Consider the following 18051-nt stretch of genomic DNA (forward strand, 5'->3'; position numbering starts at 1 on the left):
CACGTCTCCGCCGACGCCGCGAAGCTGCTCAACAGCACCTTCAAGACCGACGCCGTCAAGGCCGGCCTCCTCGTCGGAACCGCCACGATCACCGCCCAGATCAAGTAACACCCAGCACCACCAGCACCACACACGAGAACGCCGCCCCCACCAGGGGACGGCGTTCTCGTCGTTGCGGTACCGGTCAGGCGTCGTGCCGGTCAGGCGTCGTGCCGGTCAGGCGTCGAAGCGCGTGCCCTTCGGGTTCGGCGGCAGCAGGAACATCACGAAGAGCACGAGCGACCCGATGCCGACGAGCACGTGCAGGAACTGCCAGAAGCCGGACAGGTTCGCGTCGTGCAGACGACGGGCCCCGAGGGCGAGCGAGCCGATCAGGGTCACGAGCGCCCAGAGCACGAACAGGTACGAGCCGACCGGGTTCTCGAGCATCGGGGTGTCCGGCGTGAAGATCTGCGGGACGAGCTGCAGAACCAGGCCGATGGCGAGCGACGTGATCCACCACCACCAGAACTCGGCACGCGAGGCCCGGCCGGTGAACACCGTGTACTTCCGCCAGAACCGCCGGACGGCCTCGGTGAACGGGGCGCCGTAGAAGGGGTCCCGGAGGGCCACACCGCCGGGCTGGGGGCTGTCGTCACTCATGCCCCAAGCCAACCATGTGACCCTGCCGGGAGACCCCCGCCTACACGAGCGAGTCGCGCCAGGCCGCGTGCAGCTGGGCGAAGCGCCCGGTACCCGCGATCAGGTCGTCGGGGGTGCCGTCCTCGACGATCTTGCCGTACTCCATCACGAGCACCCGGTGGGCGATCGCGACGGTGGACAGACGGTGCGCGATGATCACGGCCGTGCGGTCGGCGAGGAGGGTCTCCAGGCCTTCCTGCACGAGCCGCTCGGACGGGATGTCGAGCGATGCCGTCGCCTCGTCGAGGATGAGCACCTTCGGGTCCGCGATGAACGCCCGGGCGAACGAGAGCAGCTGTCGCTGCCCCGCCGAGACACGACCACCGCGCTTGTTCACGTCGGTGTCGTACCCGTCGGGCAGCGCCATGATGAACTCGTGCGCGCCGACCGCCTTCGCCGACGCCTCGATCTCGGCGCGGGAGGCCCCGGGCTTCCCGAGGGCGATGTTGTCCGCGACGGTCCCGGAGAACAGGTAGGCCTCTTGCGTGACCATGACGATCGCGCGGCGCATGTCCTTCGTGTCGAGGTCCCGCAGGTCCACGCCGTCGAGCTTCACGGAGCCCTCGGTCGGGTCGTAGAAGCGCGCCATCAGCTTGGCGAGCGTCGACTTCCCCGCACCGGTCGATCCCACCAGGGCGATGGTCTGCCCCGCCGGGATGTGCAGGTCGAACGCCGGCAGCACGACCTTGCCCGCGTTGTAGGCGAACACGACGTCGTCGAAGTCCATCTTGCCGTGGGCGTCGGCGAGCTTCGTCGGCTTCACGGGGTCCGGCACGCTCGGCCGCTCCTCGAGGACGCCGGAGATCTTCTCCATCGCCGCCGAGGCCGACTGGTACCCGTTGTAGAACATCGCGAGTTCCTGCGCCGGGTCGAAGAACCGCTTGGCGTACAGCGCGACCGCGAGCAGCGCGCCGACCTCCATCGAGCCGCCGATCACCCGGTAGCCGCCGACGATGACGACCGCCGCGAGCGTGGCGTTGCCGATGAGCACGAGCACCGGGTCGAAGGTCCCGAACAGGTTGAACACCTTCGTGTTCGCCAGCCGGTAGTCCTCGACGAAGCCGCCGTACTCGTCCTTGTTGCGGGACTCCTTGCGGAAGGCCTGCACCGCGCGGATGCCCGTCATGGTCTCCACGAAGTGCACGATCACGCGGGCCGAGGTGACACGCGTCGCGCGGAACAGCGTCTGCGAGTTCGTCTGGAACCAGCGGATCAGGAACCACAGCGGCACGAGCGACACCGCGAGCACGAGCCCGGACGTCGGGTCGAGCGACACGAGCGCCACCGCGGTGAACACCATGTAGAGCACGCCCTGGATGAGCTGGTTCAGCCCCGAGTCGAGGAGCTCGCGGATGGAGTCGAGGTCACTCGTCTGGCGGGAGATGATCCGGCCGGACGTGTAGGTCTCGTGGAACTCGAGCGACAGCCGCTGCGTGTGCAGGAACACCCGCTTGCGGAGGTCGAACAGGATGGCCTGGCTGATCCGCGCGGCGAGCACGGTGTACCAGGCGGTGAGGACCGCGCCGAGGACGGCGACGACGATGTACGTCGCGACGACCCCGAACGCCGGCACCCAGTCGTTTCGGTCGAGCACGTCGGGCAGGGCGTTGTCGATGCCCCACGCGATGAGCGCCGGGCCGGCGACGGTTCCCGCCGTGGAGACGACCACGACGATCCCGAGCAGCACGAGGCGCAGCTTCAGCGGCGCCGCGAGCGAGCCGAGCAGGGCGAGGGAGCGGCGCCGCAGGCGCTTGCTCTCCGCCTTGGTGAAGTCCTCGCGCTCCTCGCCACGGACTCCGAGGGTGGTGATCGAGGCAGTGATCGGCGCGGCAGTCTGCGTGTCCGCAGCGTCGTCGCTGACCGGTGCCGTGCCTCCCGGCAGGTTCTGGTCGGTCTGCTGGCTCATGCCATCGCCTCCTCTCGTGCGGTCGCGTCGTCGTCGTCCAGGGACGAGATGACGTAGCGGTAGTGGTCGTTCGTGGCCATCAGCTCCGAGTGGGTGCCGACGGCGGTGACGACGCCGTTCTCCATGAGTGCGACGCGGTCCGCGAGCGTCACCGTCGAGGGACGGTGCGCCACGATGAGCGACGTGGTCTCGGCGAGCACGCGCCGGAGCCCGGCCTCGACCCGCGCCTCGGTGTCGACGTCGAGCGCCGACAGCGGGTCGTCGAGCACCAGCACGGACGGACGGGCCGCGATCGCACGGGCGAGCGCGAGGCGCTGCCGCTGGCCGCCGGAGAGGGACAGGCCCTCTTCCCCGACCCGGGTGTCGACGCCGTCCGGCAGGTCGTCCACGAAGGACGCCTGCGCGATGTCGAGCGCCTCGCGCATCAGGGCCTCCGCCTCGTCACCCGTGACGTCCGGGCGACCGAGCAGCACGTTCTGCCGCACGGTCGTCGAGAACAGGGTGGCGTCCTCGAACGCGACGCCGACGTGGCGACGCAGCTCTTCGCGGGTGAGGTCCCGGATGTCGACCCCGTCGATCGTCACCGAACCGCCGGTGACGTCGTAGAGCCGCGGGACCAGGGACAGCAGCGTGGTCTTGCCGCACCCGGTGAGCCCGACGAGCGCCATGGTCTCGCCCGGCTCGAGCCGCAGCTCGACCCCGTTGATGAGGTCCGGGAACTGCGGGGGCGAGTCCTGGTACCGGAAGTGGACCCCGTTGAAGGACAACGCACCGTGCGGCTCCGCGATCGTCTTCGGGTGTTCCGGGTCCGTGATCGTGTTCTCGGAGTCCATCACCTCGAAGAAGCGGTCGACCGCGGTGCGCGTGTCGAACGTCATCGAGAGCAGGAAGCCGATCGACTCGATCGGGAACCGGAGCACCGTCGCTGTCGCGAAGAACGCGAACAGCTGCCCGACGGTGAGCTGGTCCTGGCTGGCCAGGTAGATCCCGGCGAGCAGGCACAGCGCGAAGGCGACATCCGGCACGAGCAGCAGCCACAGCCAGATGCTCGCGATGGCCTTCGCCTTCTTGATCTCGGTGCCGCGGAGCGCCTCGGCCTGCTCGCTGAACTCCTCGAGCTTGTAGCCGCCGCGTCCGAACGCCTTGAGCACGCGGATGCCGTGCACCGACTGCTCGACACTCGTCGCGAGGTCACCGACCTGGTCCTGGCTGCGGCGCGCGACGACGGAGTACCGGCGCTCGAACAGCAGCCCGTTGATCCACAGCGGGATCGACGCGATCAGGAAGATCAGCCCGAGCAGCCACCCGAAGGTGAACAGCACGACGAATCCGACCACGATCGTGACGATGTTGACGACGAGCAGCACGACGCCGAACGCCAGCCAACGGCGGATCAGGGACAGGTCGGAGACCGAACGGGACAGCAGCTGCCCCGACTCCCACCGGTCGTGGAACGCGACGGGCAGGTCCTGCAGCTTCGCGTAGAGCGAGTTCCGCATGCTCGCCTCGATGCGGGTCGACGGGCGCATCACCATCCGGCGGCGCGAGGCGATGAAGAACGCCTCGAGCACACCGAGGGCGAGCACGCCGAGACCGGCGGGCCAGATCTGTGCGGAGTCCTTCGACGACAGCGGGCCGTCGACCAGCCACTGCAGGACGTAGGGGATTGCGAGCGCCACCAGGGAGGCACCCATCGCCGCGGCCATGCCGGCGATGAGGCGGCCCTGGAAGGGCTTCACGTAGGGGTAGATCCGCGCGATCGCGCGGAAGGTGGACGGGCGCGCCGTGGTGGGCGACTTGGACATGCGTTGCGTCCTCATGCGTCTGCCGTGTCCCCGGGTCGCGTCACGCGGCGTGCGTCGCGCGTCGACGGCCTGGAGGCTCGGTGTTGCGTTGCGTGGTCATCATCAGCCGGGCGCGTGGTCGCGCGCCACCGCCGTCACTTCCGTGACGTCGGTCGGGCCGGTAGGCACCGGGAGACACTCGTCCCCCGGGTTCAGGCGGGTGGTTCGCGGTCGCCGTGGTGGTGCGACGCCGCGAGGCCGTGGGAGACGGCCTGGCTAGGCGGCGGCCGCGGCCCGGCGGGGTCGCGGAGCGGGAGCGGTCCCCACGACGGACACGAGACCTGCGCGGGCGGCCGTCGCCACGGTTCCGGTCATGTTGTCCATCGTCACTCCAGTCGTCGTCTTCGTCACCGTTGTGTCCGCGGTGCCGCCGACCCCGGGGAGTCGTCGGCTGCCTGTCGCGGAGCCTTACAGACTATTCACAGCACGTCACAGGGCGCAACAGGTTTCCGGCAATTGCTCGAATCAGTGGAAGAAGTGACGCTCGCCCGTGAAGTACATCGTGACGCCGGCGGCCTTCGCCGCGGCGATCACCTCGTCGTCACGGACGCTGCCGCCGGGCTGCGCCACCGCGCGGACACCGGCGTCGAGCAACACCTGCAGGCCGTCGGCGAACGGGAAGAACGCGTCCGACGCGGCGACCGAACCGGCCGCACGCTCGCCGGCCCGGTTCACCGCGAGGTGGCACGAGTCGACGCGGTTGACCTGGCCCATGCCGACACCGACGCTCGCGCCGCCGTTCACCAGCAGGATGGCGTTCGACTTCACGGCGCGGGACGCCTTCCACGCGAACGCGAGGTCGGCGAGGGTGGCGTCGTCCGCGGGCTCGCCCGAGACGAGGCTCCACGTGGACTGGTCGAAGCCGGTGAAACGGTCGGCGTCCTGCACGAGGAAGCCGCCGGAGATCTGCTTGACCTCGCGCGGGGCGAGCGCGAAGTCCGCCGGGAGCGTGAGCAGGCGGATGTTCTTCTTGCGGGAGAGGATCTCCAGCGCCTCGGGGTCGAAGCCCGGTGCGACGACGACCTCGGTGAAGATGTCCTTCACGGTCTCGGCCATCGCCACCGTCACGGGACGGTTCGCGGCGATGACCCCACCGAACGCGGACAGCGGGTCGCAGGCGTGCGCGGCGGCGTGCGCGGAGGCGATCGGGTCGGCGGCGTCCGCTGCACCGACCGCGATGCCGCAGGGGTTGGCGTGCTTGATGATCGCGACGGCCGGCTCGGCGAAGTCGAACGCGGCGCGGACCGCTGCGTCGGCATCGACGTAGTTGTTGTACGACATCTCCTTGCCGTGCAGCTGCGTCGCCTGGGCGATGCCGGTGCCCTCGGCGGACGTGTACAGCGCCGCGGCCTGGTGCGCGTTCTCGCCGTAGCGGAGGGTCGCGGCCAGGTCGGCGCCGAACGACAGGTGCTCGTCGAAGGTGCCGGGGGTCGCGATGTCGCCCGCCGCGCTCGGGGCTGCCGCGGCCGCGGCCACGTCGCTCGCGAAGTACGACGCCACCGCGGTGTCGTACGCGGCGGTGTGCGCGAAGGCCTGTGCGGCGAGGCGCTTCCGGAGCTCGAGCGTGGTGCCACCGGCACGGACCGCCTCGACGACCTCGGCGTAGGAGCCCGGGGACACGACGATCGCCACGTTCGGGTGGTTCTTCGCGGAGGCACGGACCATCGCCGGGCCGCCGATGTCGACGTTCTCCACGACGGTCGCGGTGTCGGCGCCCGAGGCCACGGTCTCGACGAACGGGTAGAGGTTCACGACGACGAGCTCGAACGGCTCGATGCCGAGGCCCGCGAGCTGCTGCTCGTGCGACTCGAGGCGGAGGTCGGCGAGGAGCCCCGCGTGCACGGACGGGTGCAGCGTCTTCACGCGGCCGTCGAGCGACTCCGGGAAGCCCGTGACGCTCGACACGTCGGTCACCGCGTACCCGGCGTCCCGGATTGTCTGGGCCGTGGAGCCGGTCGACACGATCTCGACACCGGCGTCGGCGAGGGCGCCGGCGAGCTCGAGCAGGCCGGACTTGTCGCTCACCGAGATGAGGGCGCGGCGCACGGGCACGACGTCCCGGTCGCGGTAGAGGCTGGGGTCGGCGGCGTGGACGCTCATGCGCTCGTGGTGCCCTTCAGGTCGGTGTGTCCGTTGGCGATGTCGAGGATGGTCTGGATGAGCAGGCGCCGCTCGACGGGCTTGATGCGGTCGTGCAGCGTCGACTCGGAGTCGCCGGGCAGGACGGGGACCCGCTCCTGCGCCAGGATCGGGCCGCTGTCGACGCCGTCGTCGACCTTGATGACGCTCGCCCCGGTCTGCTCGACCCCGGCGGCGAGGGCGTCGCGGACACCGTGCGCGCCCGGGAACTCGGGCAGGTACGCGGGGTGCGTGTTGATGATCGCGGGCCCGAACTCGGAGACGACGGCCGGGGGCAGCAGGCGCATCAGGCCAGACAGCACCAGCAGGTCGGGCGACCATGGCCGGATCTGCTCGGCGAGCGCCTGACCCCACTCGGCGCGGGAGTCGAAGCGGGAGAACGGGACCGTGAAGGTCGGGATCGAGTACTCCTCGCCGAGACCGAGGCCCTCGGCGTCACGGTCGGCACCGATGGCGACGACACGGGCGGGGTACTCGGCGTCACGGGTCGCTTCGAGCAGGGCTCGGAGGTTCGAGCCGGTACCGGAGATCAGGACGACCAGTTCGAGCACGGGTCAAGCCTAGCGGCGGTCGAGCGGTGCGACGCCCGTCACCGGTCGCCCTTGGGACGGCGCCACCAGGGCAGCTCCTCCTCGGGGATCTGGTCGGTGGCGTCCCAGCGCTTCCCGGCGGGTGCGGCGGGCGGGGTGACGACGGGTTCGTCGTCGACGTCGTCGCGGCCGGCCACGAACTCCTCCGTGCTCCAGGGGAAGGCGGGCTGTTCATCGATCCGGGCACCCGCGACGTCGGGGCGCTCCGGGCGGTGCCGGTCCGGGCGGTCGTCGGGCGCGGTGTCCGGGCGCTCGGCGTCCGAACCCGTGACCCGCTCGCGGAGGCTCTCCGCGCGGTTCTTCAGGCCGTCGGCCCGGCTCTTGAGGCCGTCGGCGCGGTCTCGGACGCCGTCGCGCACGCCGTCCGCCGCCCCACGGAGTCGGTCGCGGATGCTCCCGACCCGTCCGGCGGTCTCCGGGGTGCGGGAGGCGTCCGCGTTCGCCGGCACCGCGGGAGCGCCGGTCCGCGCCCAGTCCGGCAGCCGCACGTCGTGGTCGGTGTCGACCGCGTCCGGTGCGTGGTCGGTCTCGACCGCGTCCGGTGCGTGGTCGGTCTCGTCCGCGTCCGGTGTGTGGTCGTCGGCGCGGGTGACGGGGTGGTGCGCCTCGTCGACGACGAAGCGGTGCACGTCGGTGGTGCGCCCGGCGCCGGCGCGGTCGACCGCGTCGAGGAGGGACCCCTCGGCATCGACGGACGCCGCGGCCGCTGCGGTCTCGGTGTCCTCGGTCTCGTGCCAGCGTTCACGCGTCCAGGACCGCTCGGGCATCCGCACGAGGTCCTGCCCGATCGCGAGCGCCACGATCGCGGGCACACCGACCTCGAGCGCGGCGAGCGACCCGACGACCAGGGCGTGCGGCCCGACGTCGGCGAGACGCCCCGGCCCGAAGGACCCCGACGACAGCCACGCGACACCGCCGGTGAGCACGCCGGCGACGATGCCGGTCGCGAGTCCGGCGGACGCACGGAGGAGCGCGCTGTCAGCAGCGCCGAGCACCCGCACGAGCCGCGGTCGCAGCAACCCGCCAGCCGCGAACCCGGCGAGCACCGGGACGAGGATCCACAGCAGGCCGAAGGTGTGACCGGAGGACGGCAGCGCGCCGAACACCGGGATGCCGGGGATCGGGCCGAGCGTCGTGCCGATCGGCGAGACGCTCGATCCCGTCCCGATCGCGAACCCGGGGCCGACGAGCCACGCGGTGGCCCAACCGACGAAGTCCGGCAGGAACGCCAGCTGCCCGATCGTCAGCGAGATCCCGCCGACGACCCCGGCGTGCGAGCGCTCGTACAGGGTGATCACCTCGGCGAAGGACCCGAGCAGCAGGAACCCGACGACGATCCCCGCGACGGCGACGACCATCGCGGTCGCGGCGGTCCCGGCGCGGAGCCCGAAGCCGACGACGGCGCGCCAGACCTCGGGGATGCGGTGCACCTGGTCGAGCACGCGACCGGTCACCGCGTCCGCGGGCATCGAACGTCGACGGCGGCAGACCTCGGCGGCGACGAGTGCGGGGACGCCGAACCAGAGCGCGGGGAACACGATCGCCTGCCAGAGCGTGGGGTGCGACGCGGAGGACGTGGCGGACAGGCCGAGGCCGAGCCCGAGGAGCGCGACGGCGGCGGTGCCGACGAGGATCCCGGTGACGCGGTGCTCCGTCTCGGCGAAGCGGCGCCCGGCTCGTGCGCCGAGCCAGGCCGTGACGACGGCGAACCCGAGCGCTGCGAGCGTGATCGAGATCGGGGCGGCAGCCCCGCTGACCCCGGACGCCTTCGCGGCGGCGGCGCTCAGCACGAACGTGACGTCGACCCCGTGGCCGACGAGCCAGATGTTGCCGGCGGCCTTCCAGAAGACGTCCCAGTCGACCTGCAGCCCGTACTCGAAGCCCCAGAGGAGCGTCAGCGGGACCAGCACGAGGCCGACACCGACGCCGACCGTCACGACCGCCTCGATCGCGGCGAGCAGAGCGGTTCCCAGGCGGTTCATCGCAGCGAGGATACGTGCCCCGCACCGCGAACGACGGGAGGCTCGGCGCGGAACCCGCACCGAGCCTCCCGGCTGGCTCCTGTGGAGCCGTGATCCGCTCAGCGAGCGGCGACCACCTCGCGCAGCAGCGCCGCCGTCTCGGACGGCGTCTTGCCGACCTTGACACCGGCCGCCTCGAGCGCCTGCTTCTTCGCCTCGGCGGTGCCGGCCGAGCCGGACACGATGGCGCCCGCGTGGCCCATCGTCTTGCCCTCGGGGGCGGTGAAGCCCGCGACGTACCCGACGACCGGCTTCGTGACGTGCGCCTTGATGTAGTCGGCGGCACGCTCCTCGGCGTCGCCACCGATCTCACCGATCATCACGATGGCCTCGGTCTCGGGGTCGGCCTCGAACGCGGCGAGCGCGTCGATGTGCGTGGTGCCGATGACCGGGTCGCCGCCGATGCCGATGGCGGTGGAGAAGCCCAGGTCACGGAGTTCGTACATCATCTGGTAGGTCAGGGTGCCCGACTTGGAGACGAGCCCGATCGGGCCCTTGCCGGTGATCGTCGCCGGGGTGATGCCGACGAGCGACTCCCCCGGGGTGATGATGCCCGGGCAGTTCGGCCCGATGATGCGGGTCTTCTCGCCGAGCGCCTTCGCGTGCGCCCAGAACTCCGCGGAGTCCTGCACCGGGATGCCCTCGGTGATGACGACGACGAGGGGGATCTCGGCGTCGATGGCCTCCATCACGGCGTCCTTCGCGAACGCCGGCGGGACGAAGACGATCGAGACGTCGGCACCGGTGGTGTCGATGGCCTCGCGCACGGAGCCGAACACCGGCAGCGTGACGTCACCGTGGGTGACGGTGGTGCCGGCCTTGCGGGCGTTCACGCCGCCCACGACCTGCGTCCCGGCCTTGAGCATGAGCGCGGTGTGCTTGGTGCCCTCGCCGCCGGTGATGCCCTGGACGATGACCTTGGAGTCCTTGTTGAGGAAGATCGACATTGTTCTGAGCGCTCCTTACGCCGCGGCCGCGGCGAGCTCGGCGGCCTTCTCGGCCGCATCGTCCATGGTCGCGGCGATCGTCACGAGCGGGTGTGCCGCGTCGCGCAGGATCCGGCGACCCTCTTCCACGTTGTTGCCGTCCAGGCGGACGACGAGCGGCTTGGTGGCCGCGTCGCCGAGGATGCCGAGGGCGGCGACGATGCCGTTCGCGACGGCGTCGCAGGCGGTGATGCCGCCGAAGACGTTGACGAACACGCTCTTGACCTGCGGGTCGCCGAGGATGACGTCGAGGCCGTTGGCCATCACCTCCGCCGAGGCGCCGCCGCCGATGTCGAGGAAGTTGGCGGGCTTCACGCCGCCGTGGCGCTCACCGGCGTAGGCGACGACGTCGAGCGTCGACATCACCAGGCCCGCGCCGTTGCCGATCACGCCGACCTCGCCGTCGAGCTTGACGTAGTTGAGGCCGTGGGCCTTCGCCTTGGCTTCGAGCGGGTCCTCGCTCGCGGTGTCCTCGAGCTGCTTGTGCTCCGGGTGGCGGAAGTCGGCGTTCTCGTCGAGGGAGACCTTGCCGTCGAGGGCGAGGATCTGCCCGTCGCCGGTGCGGACGAGGGGGTTCACCTCGACGAGGGTCGCGTCCTCCCCGGCGAAGACGTCGTAGAGCTTCGCGAACACGCCGGCGACCTGGGTGACGAGCTCGTCCGGGAACCCGGCCTGGCGCGCGATGGCCTCGCCGGCCTCCTGGTTGATCCCGGTCAGCGGGTTGACCTCGACGCGGGCGAGCGCCTCGGGCTTCTCCACCGCGAGCTGCTCGATCTCCATGCCGCCCTCGACGCTGACGAGCGAGAGGTACGAGCGGTTGGCGCGGTCGAGCAGCACGGAGAAGTAGAACTCCTCGGCGATGTCGGCACCCTGGGCGATCATCACGCGCTGGACGGTGTGGCCCTTGATGTCGAGGCCGAGGATCGCCTTCGCGTGCTCGTAGGCCTCGTCGGGGGTCTTCGCGACCTTCACGCCGCCGGCCTTGCCGCGACCGCCGACCTTCACCTGCGCCTTGACGACGACCACCCCACCGATCTTCTCGGCGGCGGCCTTCGCCTCCTCGGGGGTGTCGGCGATGATCCCCTGGAGGACGGGGACGCCGTAGGACTCGAAGAGGTCCCTGGCCTGATACTCGAAAAGATCCACGCTGTTCTTCTTCCCGCACGGTGTCGTGCGTCGGCATCGGTTTCGCAGGTCGCAGCGCTCGACGTCGAGGGTCGCTCGATGTCGAGACAACGGCCGCCGACCACCCTAGCGCCGACACATGGACGTCGAGACAAGACGGACGGCTGAGGAGCCACCGACCGCTGCGGCGTACACAGGAACCACCCCACGGAAGGAGCGCACATGACGGCGTCAGAGAACCAGCAGGCACAGGAACGACTCGGCGAACTCCTCGAGCAGCGAGCGTTCGACCGCTTCGGCGAGGTCTGGGCCGAGGACGTGGTGGACCACGACCCGGCACCGGACCAGGCTCCCGGACTCGCCGGCATCGTCGACTTCTGGACGCAGTTCACGACCGCGTTCCCGGACTTGACGCTCGAGCCGGACCCGCTCGTCGTGACCGACGACTTCATCACCGCGGTCTTCACGATCCGCGGTACGCACACCGGCCCGTTCCAGGGCCACCAGCCGACCGGGCGCACGTTCACCGTCCGCGGCATCCAGGTCTCGAAGTTCCGCGACGGCAAGATCGCCGAGCGCTGGGGCGCCACCGACGAGAAGGGCCTGGCCGAGCAACTCCAGCTCGACCGGTCCGACGTGCACTTCGTCAGCGCCTGACCACCCGTACCCCCGACACCACGACCACCAGGAGGAACACCATGTCCGATCCCGGCATCAGCCCCGTCGACGACTTCGACTCCCAGGAGCGCCGCGACGACGACATCGACCGCGAACACGTCGGTCCCTACGAGGTCGACGAGGCCGAGGAGTCGCTCGAGACAGTCACCAACGACGCGGTCGCCGGCGAGACCGTCGAGCCGCAGGTCGGTGACGGCACCGACGACGGCCCCACCGGTGGCGCCCCGCGAGAGGGCAGCGCCGACCTCTGGGAACACGACGACGACACCGAACGCCCCGACCTCGGCGGCGACCTCGGGACCAAGCCGCTCTGAGCGGCGGTCCGGTCCGGCACACGGGTGCCGTGACCAACGGACGGACTGGAGGCTCGGCGCCGGACGTGCGCCGAGCCTCCAGTCCGTCGTCAGGTCGGGAACCCGACCTCGCGCACTTCCTCGCGGACAGCACGCCCGTCATCTCCGGTGGGCGCGCCATCCTGCTGCAGATCGCGGACCCGGTGGTCGCCGCCGGCGTGCGACGGCACTCCGACTTCGCCCGGCGGCCACAGCAGCGGCTCGCCCACACGCTCATGTACGTGTACGCCGTCGTGGTCGGGACGCCGTCGGACGCGGCGATCGCGACGTCCTTCGTGAACCGCGCGCACACGGCCGTCGCCGGCGCGGACGACGTCGACCGTCAGCTCTGGGTCGCGGCGACCCTCTACGACTCCGCGCTCCGGGCGCACGAGGAGTTCGGCGACCCAGTCCCGCCCGGACTTGCGCAGCGGGTGCTCGACGCCTACGCGCCACTCGGCGTCGCGCTGCGTGTCCCGGCCTCCCGGTGGCCCTCGACCGTCGCGGCGTTCGACGCGTACTGGACCGCGACGCTCGGGACGCTCCGGGTCTCCGACGACGCGCGCGGAGTCGTCCGCGACCTCCTGCACCCCCGGTTCGCTCCCCTGTGGGTGCGGGCGGCGATGCCGCTCGTGCGGATCGTCACGGTCGGGATGCTGCCGGACGTCGTACGCGCGCAGTACGGGTTCGCGTGGGGCCCGCGCGAACAGGCGCGGTACGCCCGCACCGTCCGGTTCGTGCGTCAGATCCGGGCCGTCGTGCCGGGCGCGTTGCTCCGGCTCCCCGGTCCGCTGCTGCTCCGCGCGATGCGTCGGTACGCCACCAGGCGCTAGGGGTTGGCTGGGGACATGGCTTCCGCTCCGCTCTCCGGCGACTCCTCGTTCGCGTTCCCCGAGCTCGACGACCCGCCCGCCTCGCCGCTCGACGTCGCGCGCACCTGGGTCGCGAACGCTCGGGACGTGTCCGAGCCGATGTCGATGACCCTGGCCACCGCGGCCGACGGAGCCGTGAGTGCCCGCACCGTCGACGTGAAGTCGATCGACGACCGCGGACTGGTGTTCGGGTCGTCGACCCAGAGCCCGAAGGGGCAGCAACTCACCGCGAACCCGGCCGCAGCACTCCAGGTCTACTGGCGGGAGACCATGCAGCAGCTGCGGTTCGAGGGCGTCGTCGTACAGCTCTCCGACCAGGAGTCCGACGAGCTGTTCAGCGCCCGGTCACCCAAGTCGCGCGCGGCCACCGCGGTCGCCGCCCAGTCGGCGCCGCTCGAGGGCTCGTTCCAGGACCTCATCGACGATGCGAACGCACTGCTCGAGGAGTCGGAGGACGTGCCGCGTCCGGCGTCGTGGAGGGCGTGGCGGCTCGAGCCGACGTCCGTGGAGTTCTGGCACGGCAGCCGCGACCGCATGCACCGACGCCTGCAGTACCGCCGGACCGCCGACGGCTGGACGTCCGCGGTGCTGCAGCCGTAGCGGGCGCGTCCCGGCGCGGGGCGAGCTCCGCGCGATCGGCCAGCTCGACCATCGGCGGCGGTGCGGCGGCGGCGGTGCGCTTCGGCGGCGGTGCGGCGCCGGCGGTGCGGCGCCGGCGGTGCGGCGCCGGCGGTGCGGCGCCGGCGGTGCGGCGCCGGCGGTGCGTTTCGGCGTCGCACTACCGATACCCGCTCGAACCACGGACGACCGTGGTTCGAGCGGGAATCGGTTGTGCGCCGCCGGCCAGAACCGCGGCGTCGAATCACCGAAACGCGAGAGGATGAGCGGGTGAAGCGAGGGAACGGACCCGCAGTGCGTCGGGCGACCAGTGCCGACGCCGCGGCGATCGCCCACGTGCACGTCACCGCGTGGCGCGAGGTGTACGCGCACCTGCTGCCCCCGTCGTTCCTGGCAGCCCTGGACGTCGACGCCCGGGCCGAACGATGGCGGGGCATCATCGCGGACCCGCAGACCGACGTGCTCATCGCCACGATCGGCGATGCCGTCATCGGGTGGGCATCCGCCGGCAGCGGGCGCGACACGACTGCACCCCGCGACCGCGAGCTCGAGGGCATCTACGTCCTGGCAGCGGCGTACGGCTCGGGTGCCGGCCAAGCACTGCTCGACGGAGCAGTCGGCGACGCTCCCGCGTACCTCTGGATGGCGGACGACAACCCCCGTGCCGAGGCGTTCTACCGGCGCAACGGGTTCCTTCGCGACGGCGCGGCCAAGCGTGAGCACCTCGGGCCGCACCCGATGGAGGCCGTGCGACTGGTCCGGTGAGGTCGGCTAGAGCTTCTCGATCGGAGCGATCTTGATGAGGAGCTTCTTGCGGCCCGCCGAGTCGAACGCGATCTCCGCGATGCGCTTGGCGCCCTGACCGGTCACCGCCAAGACGGTGCCCTCGCCGAAGTCGACGTGCTTGATGCGGTCGCCGGGTGCGAGTTCCATGTCGCCGTTGTCGCGGACCTGCCCGGACACCCGGTTCGCCCACTCGGTCTTCGGACGGGTCTTCGCCGCAGCGGCCGCGCGGTCGTACGAGCCGCCGCCCCAGCCGCCACCACCGCGGTAGCCACCACCGCCGCCACCGCCGGCGCCGTCGCGCTTGGCGTTGAGCGCCCGGGGCTGCGTGCCGCCGCGGCTGTTCGCCATGCCCGGGGACTGCTTCCACTCGATGAGCCCCTCGGGGATCTCCTGCAGGAAGCGGGACGGCATCGCCACGTTCACGTCGCCGAACTGGGCGCGGGTCATCGCCAGCGACAGGAAGAGCGACTTCTTCGCTCGGGTGATGCCGACGTAGAAGAGCCGGCGTTCCTCGGCGGGGCCGCCCGGCTCGTTCGCCGACATGCGGTGCGGCAGGAGGTCTTCTTCGACGCCGGTGAGGAACACCGCGTCGTACTCCAGGCCCTTCGCGGTGTGCAGCGTCATGAGCGACACCGTGCCGGACGAGTCGTCGAGCTCGTCCGCCGCAGCGACCAGCGAGACTTCGGTCAGGAAGTCGCTGAGGGTGCCGTCGGGGTTGTTCTTCTGGAACTCGCGAGTCACCGCGACGAGTTCGTCGATGTTGTCCGCGCGGGCGGCGTCCTGCGCGTCGGGCGACTTCCGGAGCTGCTCGAGGAGCCCGGAGCCGTCGAGCAGCTGCGTCAGGGTGTCCACGACCGGCTGGTCGGCGGCCTTCGCCGAGACCTCGTCGAGGAGCGCCGCGAACGAGGTGATCGCGTTCCGCACCTTCGGCCCGAAACCGAGCTCGTCCGCGTGCCGCAGGGACTCGCGCATCGTGACGTCGTGGTCGTCGGCGTAGCGCTGCAGCGTGGTCTCGGTGACGGCACCGATCCCGCGCTTCGGCACGTTCAGCACGCGGCGGAGCGCCATCGGGTCCGCGGGGTTCGCGACGGTGATCAGGTACGCCATCGCGTCCTTGATCTCCGCACGCTCGTAGAACTTCGTGCCGCCGAGCACCCGGTACGGGATCGCCGCACGGATGAAGATCTCCTCCAGCGCACGGGTCTGTGAGTTGGTCCGGTAGAACACCGCCATGTCGCGGTAGTCCATGCCGTCCTCGTGCAGGCGCTGGATCTCGTCCGCGACGAACTGTGCTTCGTCGTGGCCGGTGTAGCCCGTGAACCCGACGATCTTGTCGCCCGCGCCGACCTCGGTGAAGAGGTTCTTCACCTGCCGGTCGAAGTTGTTCGCGATGACGGCGTTCGCCGCGTCGAGGATGTTCTGCGTCGAGCGGTAGTTCTGCTCGAGGAGGACCACCTTCGAGTTCGGGAAGTCCCGCTCGAACTCGACGATGTTCCGGATGTCCGCGCCACGGAAGGCGTAGATCGACTGGTCCGAGTCACCGACGACCGTCAGCGAGGCACCCGCGATCGATCCGTCGGCTTCGCGCATGCGGGCGACGTGCTGCCCTTCGTCCTCGAGCCGGTCCACCTGCTCAACCGGCACCGGACGAGTGAGCTCGCGGATCAGGGAGTACTGCGCGTGGTTGGTGTCCTGGTACTCGTCGACCAGGATGAAGCGGAAGCGCCGCTGGTAGAGCGCTGCGACTTCCGGGAACGCCCGGAACAGGAACACCGTCTGACCGATGAGGTCGTCGAAGTCGAACGCGTTGGCCCGGCGGAGCTCGTTCGTGTAGCGCCGGAAGACCTCGGTGAACATGACTTCCTGCGGATCGTTCGCGTTGATGTTCCGCGCGTACGAGTCGATGTCCTGCAGCTCGTTCTTGAGCTTCGAGATCTTGGACGCCGCGGCGCCGACGGTCAACCCGAGGGTGTCCGCTTCGAGGTCCTTGATGATCCGCTTCAGGAGCGCACGCGAGTCCGCGGAGTCGTAGATGGTGAACGACTGCGGGAACCCGAACCGCTCGGCTTCGCGTCGGAGGATCCGCACGCACGCCGAGTGGAACGTGGAGATCCACATGCCTTCCGACGCCTGCCCGACGAGGGCACGGACGCGCTCGCGCATCTCGGCGGCGGCCTTGTTCGTGAACGTGATCGCGAGGATCTGCGACGGCCAGGCTTCACGGTTCGCCAGGAGCAGCGCGATGCGGCGCGTGAGCACGCTCGTCTTGCCGGAACCGGCGCCGGCGACGATCAGCAGGGATTCGCCGCGGTACTCGACCGCTTCCTTCTGCTGGGGGTTCAGACCGGCGGTGAACGGGTCTTCGTAGGGGCGGTTCCCGGCACCCGGCTCGGGCGTCGAGTCGAATGGGTCGAGCACGATCGTCATGTCCGGGACAGTCTAGGCCGGGCCCCCGACACCGGCGGTCCCGTCCTCGACGAGCGAACGTGCGCGGACCGCGAGGTCGGCGTGGTCGGCGAACACCCCGTCCACACCGGTCCGGATGATCGAGGTGAACCACCGCTCCCAGTCCCCGTGTCCCGCGACCTCGCCGCCACGACGGAGCGGCGCCGGCAGGAACCGGTTCTCCGGACGGAGCGTCCAAGTGAACACCGCGAGCCCGGCGGCGTGCGCACGATCGACGACGTCCGACCGGACCGGCCGGGGATCGTCAACGCGGACCGGATCGGTTCCCGCCATCACCGTGCCGACGGGGAGGCTGATCCCGTCGAACTCCGCGGCGAGCGCCGTCAGCGCCGGGTCGGTGCGTTCGGCGGCGTAGCTCGGAGCTGCGGACCCGTGGGCGGCGACCTCGTCCGCGGCACTGCCACGGGCCTCCTGGAGGTACACGAGCCGGCCACCCGCACCACGCGCGCGGAGGTCGCGGAGCACCCCCTTCTCGAAGCACTCGAACGTCAGTCGGTCGTCGTCGCGCCAGCCGGCGTCCCCGACGGCGGCGTCGACGAGCGCTCCCATCGGGTACCCGATGCCGTCGAAGTACGTTGCGTGCTTCACCTCGGCCACGAGGCCGACCGGTCGCGGAGCGGCGTCGAGGATCGCGAGCAGGTCCTCCAGCCGCAGGATCGGGTCGTCGCCGTCGTGCGAGGCGGACCGCGGGCGCAGCTCCGGCAGTCGCTCGCGGGTCCGGAGCGTGCTGAGCTCGTCCCACGTGAAGTCCTCGGTGAACCAGCCGGTCAGCTGGGCGCCGTCGATCCGCTTGGTCGTGCGGCGATCGCGGAACTCGGGGTGGTCGGCGACGTCGGTCGTGCCCGAGATCTCGTTCTCGTGCCGGAGCACCAGGACACCGTCCTTCGTGGGGACGAGGTCCGGTTCGATCGCATCGGCGCCCAGGTCGATCGCGAGTTCGTACGCACTGCGCGAGTGCTCGGGCCGGTACCCGGAGGCACCTCGGTGGGCGATCACCAGGGTCATGC

At 70.9% G+C, this 18051-nt stretch carries 15 protein-coding genes; 5 read left to right on the forward strand and 10 right to left on the reverse strand.

Features of this window, described 5'->3' with window-relative positions; translation table 11 throughout:
• Positions 1-216 precede the first annotated feature (216 nt).
• From EDF55_RS09545 to sucC, 8 genes are all read right to left on the reverse strand, one after another.
• Entirely contained in the window at positions 217-642 is a 426-nt protein-coding gene (locus EDF55_RS09545) for a DUF805 domain-containing protein (protein WP_123654752.1), read from the reverse strand.
• Positions 643-682: 40 nt separating this feature from the next.
• Entirely contained in the window at positions 683-2491 is a 1809-nt protein-coding gene (locus tag EDF55_RS09550; protein ID WP_123655412.1) for an ABC transporter ATP-binding protein, read from the reverse strand.
• Between the two features lie 92 nt (positions 2492-2583).
• On the reverse strand, positions 2584-4392 hold the full coding sequence (locus EDF55_RS09555; protein ID WP_123654753.1) for an ABC transporter ATP-binding protein: 1809 nt from the start codon (positions 4390-4392) through the stop codon (positions 2584-2586).
• 504 nt (positions 4393-4896) lie between these two features.
• The gene (purH, locus tag EDF55_RS09560) at positions 4897-6531 is read right to left on the reverse strand and encodes a bifunctional phosphoribosylaminoimidazolecarboxamide formyltransferase/IMP cyclohydrolase (protein ID WP_123654754.1); all 1635 of its coding nucleotides are present in this window, start codon (positions 6529-6531) and stop codon (positions 4897-4899) included.
• A complete protein-coding gene (purN, locus tag EDF55_RS09565; RefSeq protein ID WP_123654755.1) occupies positions 6528-7121 on the reverse strand; it encodes a phosphoribosylglycinamide formyltransferase in 594 nt (197 codons plus the stop codon). The genes purH and purN overlap by 4 nt, the downstream gene beginning before the upstream one ends.
• 38 nt (positions 7122-7159) lie before the next feature.
• Positions 7160-9142: a DUF6350 family protein gene (locus EDF55_RS09570; protein WP_123654756.1), complete on the reverse strand. Its 1983-nt coding sequence runs from the start codon at positions 9140-9142 to the stop codon at positions 7160-7162.
• 98 nt (positions 9143-9240) lie between these two features.
• On the reverse strand, positions 9241-10128 hold the full coding sequence (gene sucD, locus EDF55_RS09575; RefSeq protein WP_123654757.1) for a succinate--CoA ligase subunit alpha: 888 nt from the start codon (positions 10126-10128) through the stop codon (positions 9241-9243).
• A 15-nt stretch (positions 10129-10143) separates the two neighbouring features.
• A complete protein-coding gene (gene sucC, locus EDF55_RS09580; protein WP_123654758.1) occupies positions 10144-11313 on the reverse strand; it encodes an ADP-forming succinate--CoA ligase subunit beta in 1170 nt (389 codons plus the stop codon).
• A gap of 201 nt (positions 11314-11514) precedes the next feature.
• Here sucC and EDF55_RS09585 point away from each other — a divergent pair, with 201 nt between their 5' ends.
• From EDF55_RS09585 to EDF55_RS09600, 5 genes are all read left to right on the forward strand, one after another.
• Positions 11515-11949, forward strand: a complete 435-nt coding sequence (locus EDF55_RS09585; RefSeq protein WP_123654759.1) for an ester cyclase — start codon at positions 11515-11517, stop codon at positions 11947-11949.
• 41 nt (positions 11950-11990) lie between these two features.
• Positions 11991-12284, forward strand: a complete 294-nt coding sequence (locus EDF55_RS18805) for a hypothetical protein (RefSeq protein WP_165931364.1) — start codon at positions 11991-11993, stop codon at positions 12282-12284.
• Positions 12285-12313: 29 nt separating this feature from the next.
• Entirely contained in the window at positions 12314-13135 is an 822-nt protein-coding gene (locus EDF55_RS09590; RefSeq protein ID WP_185017299.1) for an oxygenase MpaB family protein, read from the forward strand.
• A 15-nt stretch (positions 13136-13150) separates the two neighbouring features.
• On the forward strand, positions 13151-13774 hold the full coding sequence (locus EDF55_RS09595; protein ID WP_123654761.1) for a pyridoxal 5'-phosphate synthase: 624 nt from the start codon (positions 13151-13153) through the stop codon (positions 13772-13774).
• 288 nt (positions 13775-14062) lie between these two features.
• Positions 14063-14557: a GNAT family N-acetyltransferase gene (locus EDF55_RS09600; protein ID WP_260235881.1), complete on the forward strand. Its 495-nt coding sequence runs from the start codon at positions 14063-14065 to the stop codon at positions 14555-14557.
• Positions 14558-14563: 6 nt separating this feature from the next.
• On the opposite strand, the gene EDF55_RS09605 is transcribed toward EDF55_RS09600, so the two are convergent.
• Together EDF55_RS09605 and EDF55_RS09610 are read right to left on the reverse strand one after the other, a co-directional pair.
• Positions 14564-17005: an ATP-dependent helicase gene (locus EDF55_RS09605; RefSeq protein ID WP_123654762.1), complete on the reverse strand. Its 2442-nt coding sequence runs from the start codon at positions 17003-17005 to the stop codon at positions 14564-14566.
• Positions 17006-17017: 12 nt separating this feature from the next.
• Complete coding sequence (locus EDF55_RS09610) at positions 17018-18049, reverse strand: glycerophosphodiester phosphodiesterase family protein (protein ID WP_123654763.1); 1032 nt, start codon at positions 18047-18049, stop codon at positions 17018-17020.
• Positions 18050-18051: the final 2 nt, after the last annotated feature.

Source organism: Curtobacterium sp. ZW137 (assembly GCF_003762905.1).
GTDB lineage: Bacteria > Actinomycetota > Actinomycetes > Actinomycetales > Microbacteriaceae > Curtobacterium.

What these genes read in the sequence shown, in the direction of transcription:
- EDF55_RS09545 (WP_123654752.1), bottom strand. Translation starts at nt 642, where the DNA reads ATGAGTGACGACAGCCCCCAGCCCGGCGGTGTGGCCCTCCGGGACCCC.
- EDF55_RS09555 (WP_123654753.1), bottom strand. Translation starts at nt 4,392, where the DNA reads ATGTCCAAGTCGCCCACCACGGCGCGCCCGTCCACCTTCCGCGCGATC.
- purH (WP_123654754.1), bottom strand. Translation starts at nt 6,531, where the DNA reads ATGAGCGTCCACGCCGCCGACCCCAGCCTCTACCGCGACCGGGACGTC.
- EDF55_RS09570 (WP_123654756.1), bottom strand. Translation starts at nt 9,142, where the DNA reads ATGAACCGCCTGGGAACCGCTCTGCTCGCCGCGATCGAGGCGGTCGTG.
- sucD (WP_123654757.1), bottom strand. Translation starts at nt 10,128, where the DNA reads ATGTCGATCTTCCTCAACAAGGACTCCAAGGTCATCGTCCAGGGCATC.
- EDF55_RS09585 (WP_123654759.1), top strand. Translation starts at nt 11,515, where the DNA reads ATGACGGCGTCAGAGAACCAGCAGGCACAGGAACGACTCGGCGAACTC.
- EDF55_RS18805 (WP_165931364.1), top strand. Translation starts at nt 11,991, where the DNA reads ATGTCCGATCCCGGCATCAGCCCCGTCGACGACTTCGACTCCCAGGAG.
- EDF55_RS09595 (WP_123654761.1), top strand. Translation starts at nt 13,151, where the DNA reads ATGGCTTCCGCTCCGCTCTCCGGCGACTCCTCGTTCGCGTTCCCCGAG.
- EDF55_RS09605 (WP_123654762.1), bottom strand. Translation starts at nt 17,005, where the DNA reads ATGACGATCGTGCTCGACCCATTCGACTCGACGCCCGAGCCGGGTGCC.
- EDF55_RS09610 (WP_123654763.1), bottom strand. Translation starts at nt 18,049, where the DNA reads ATGACCCTGGTGATCGCCCACCGAGGTGCCTCCGGGTACCGGCCCGAG.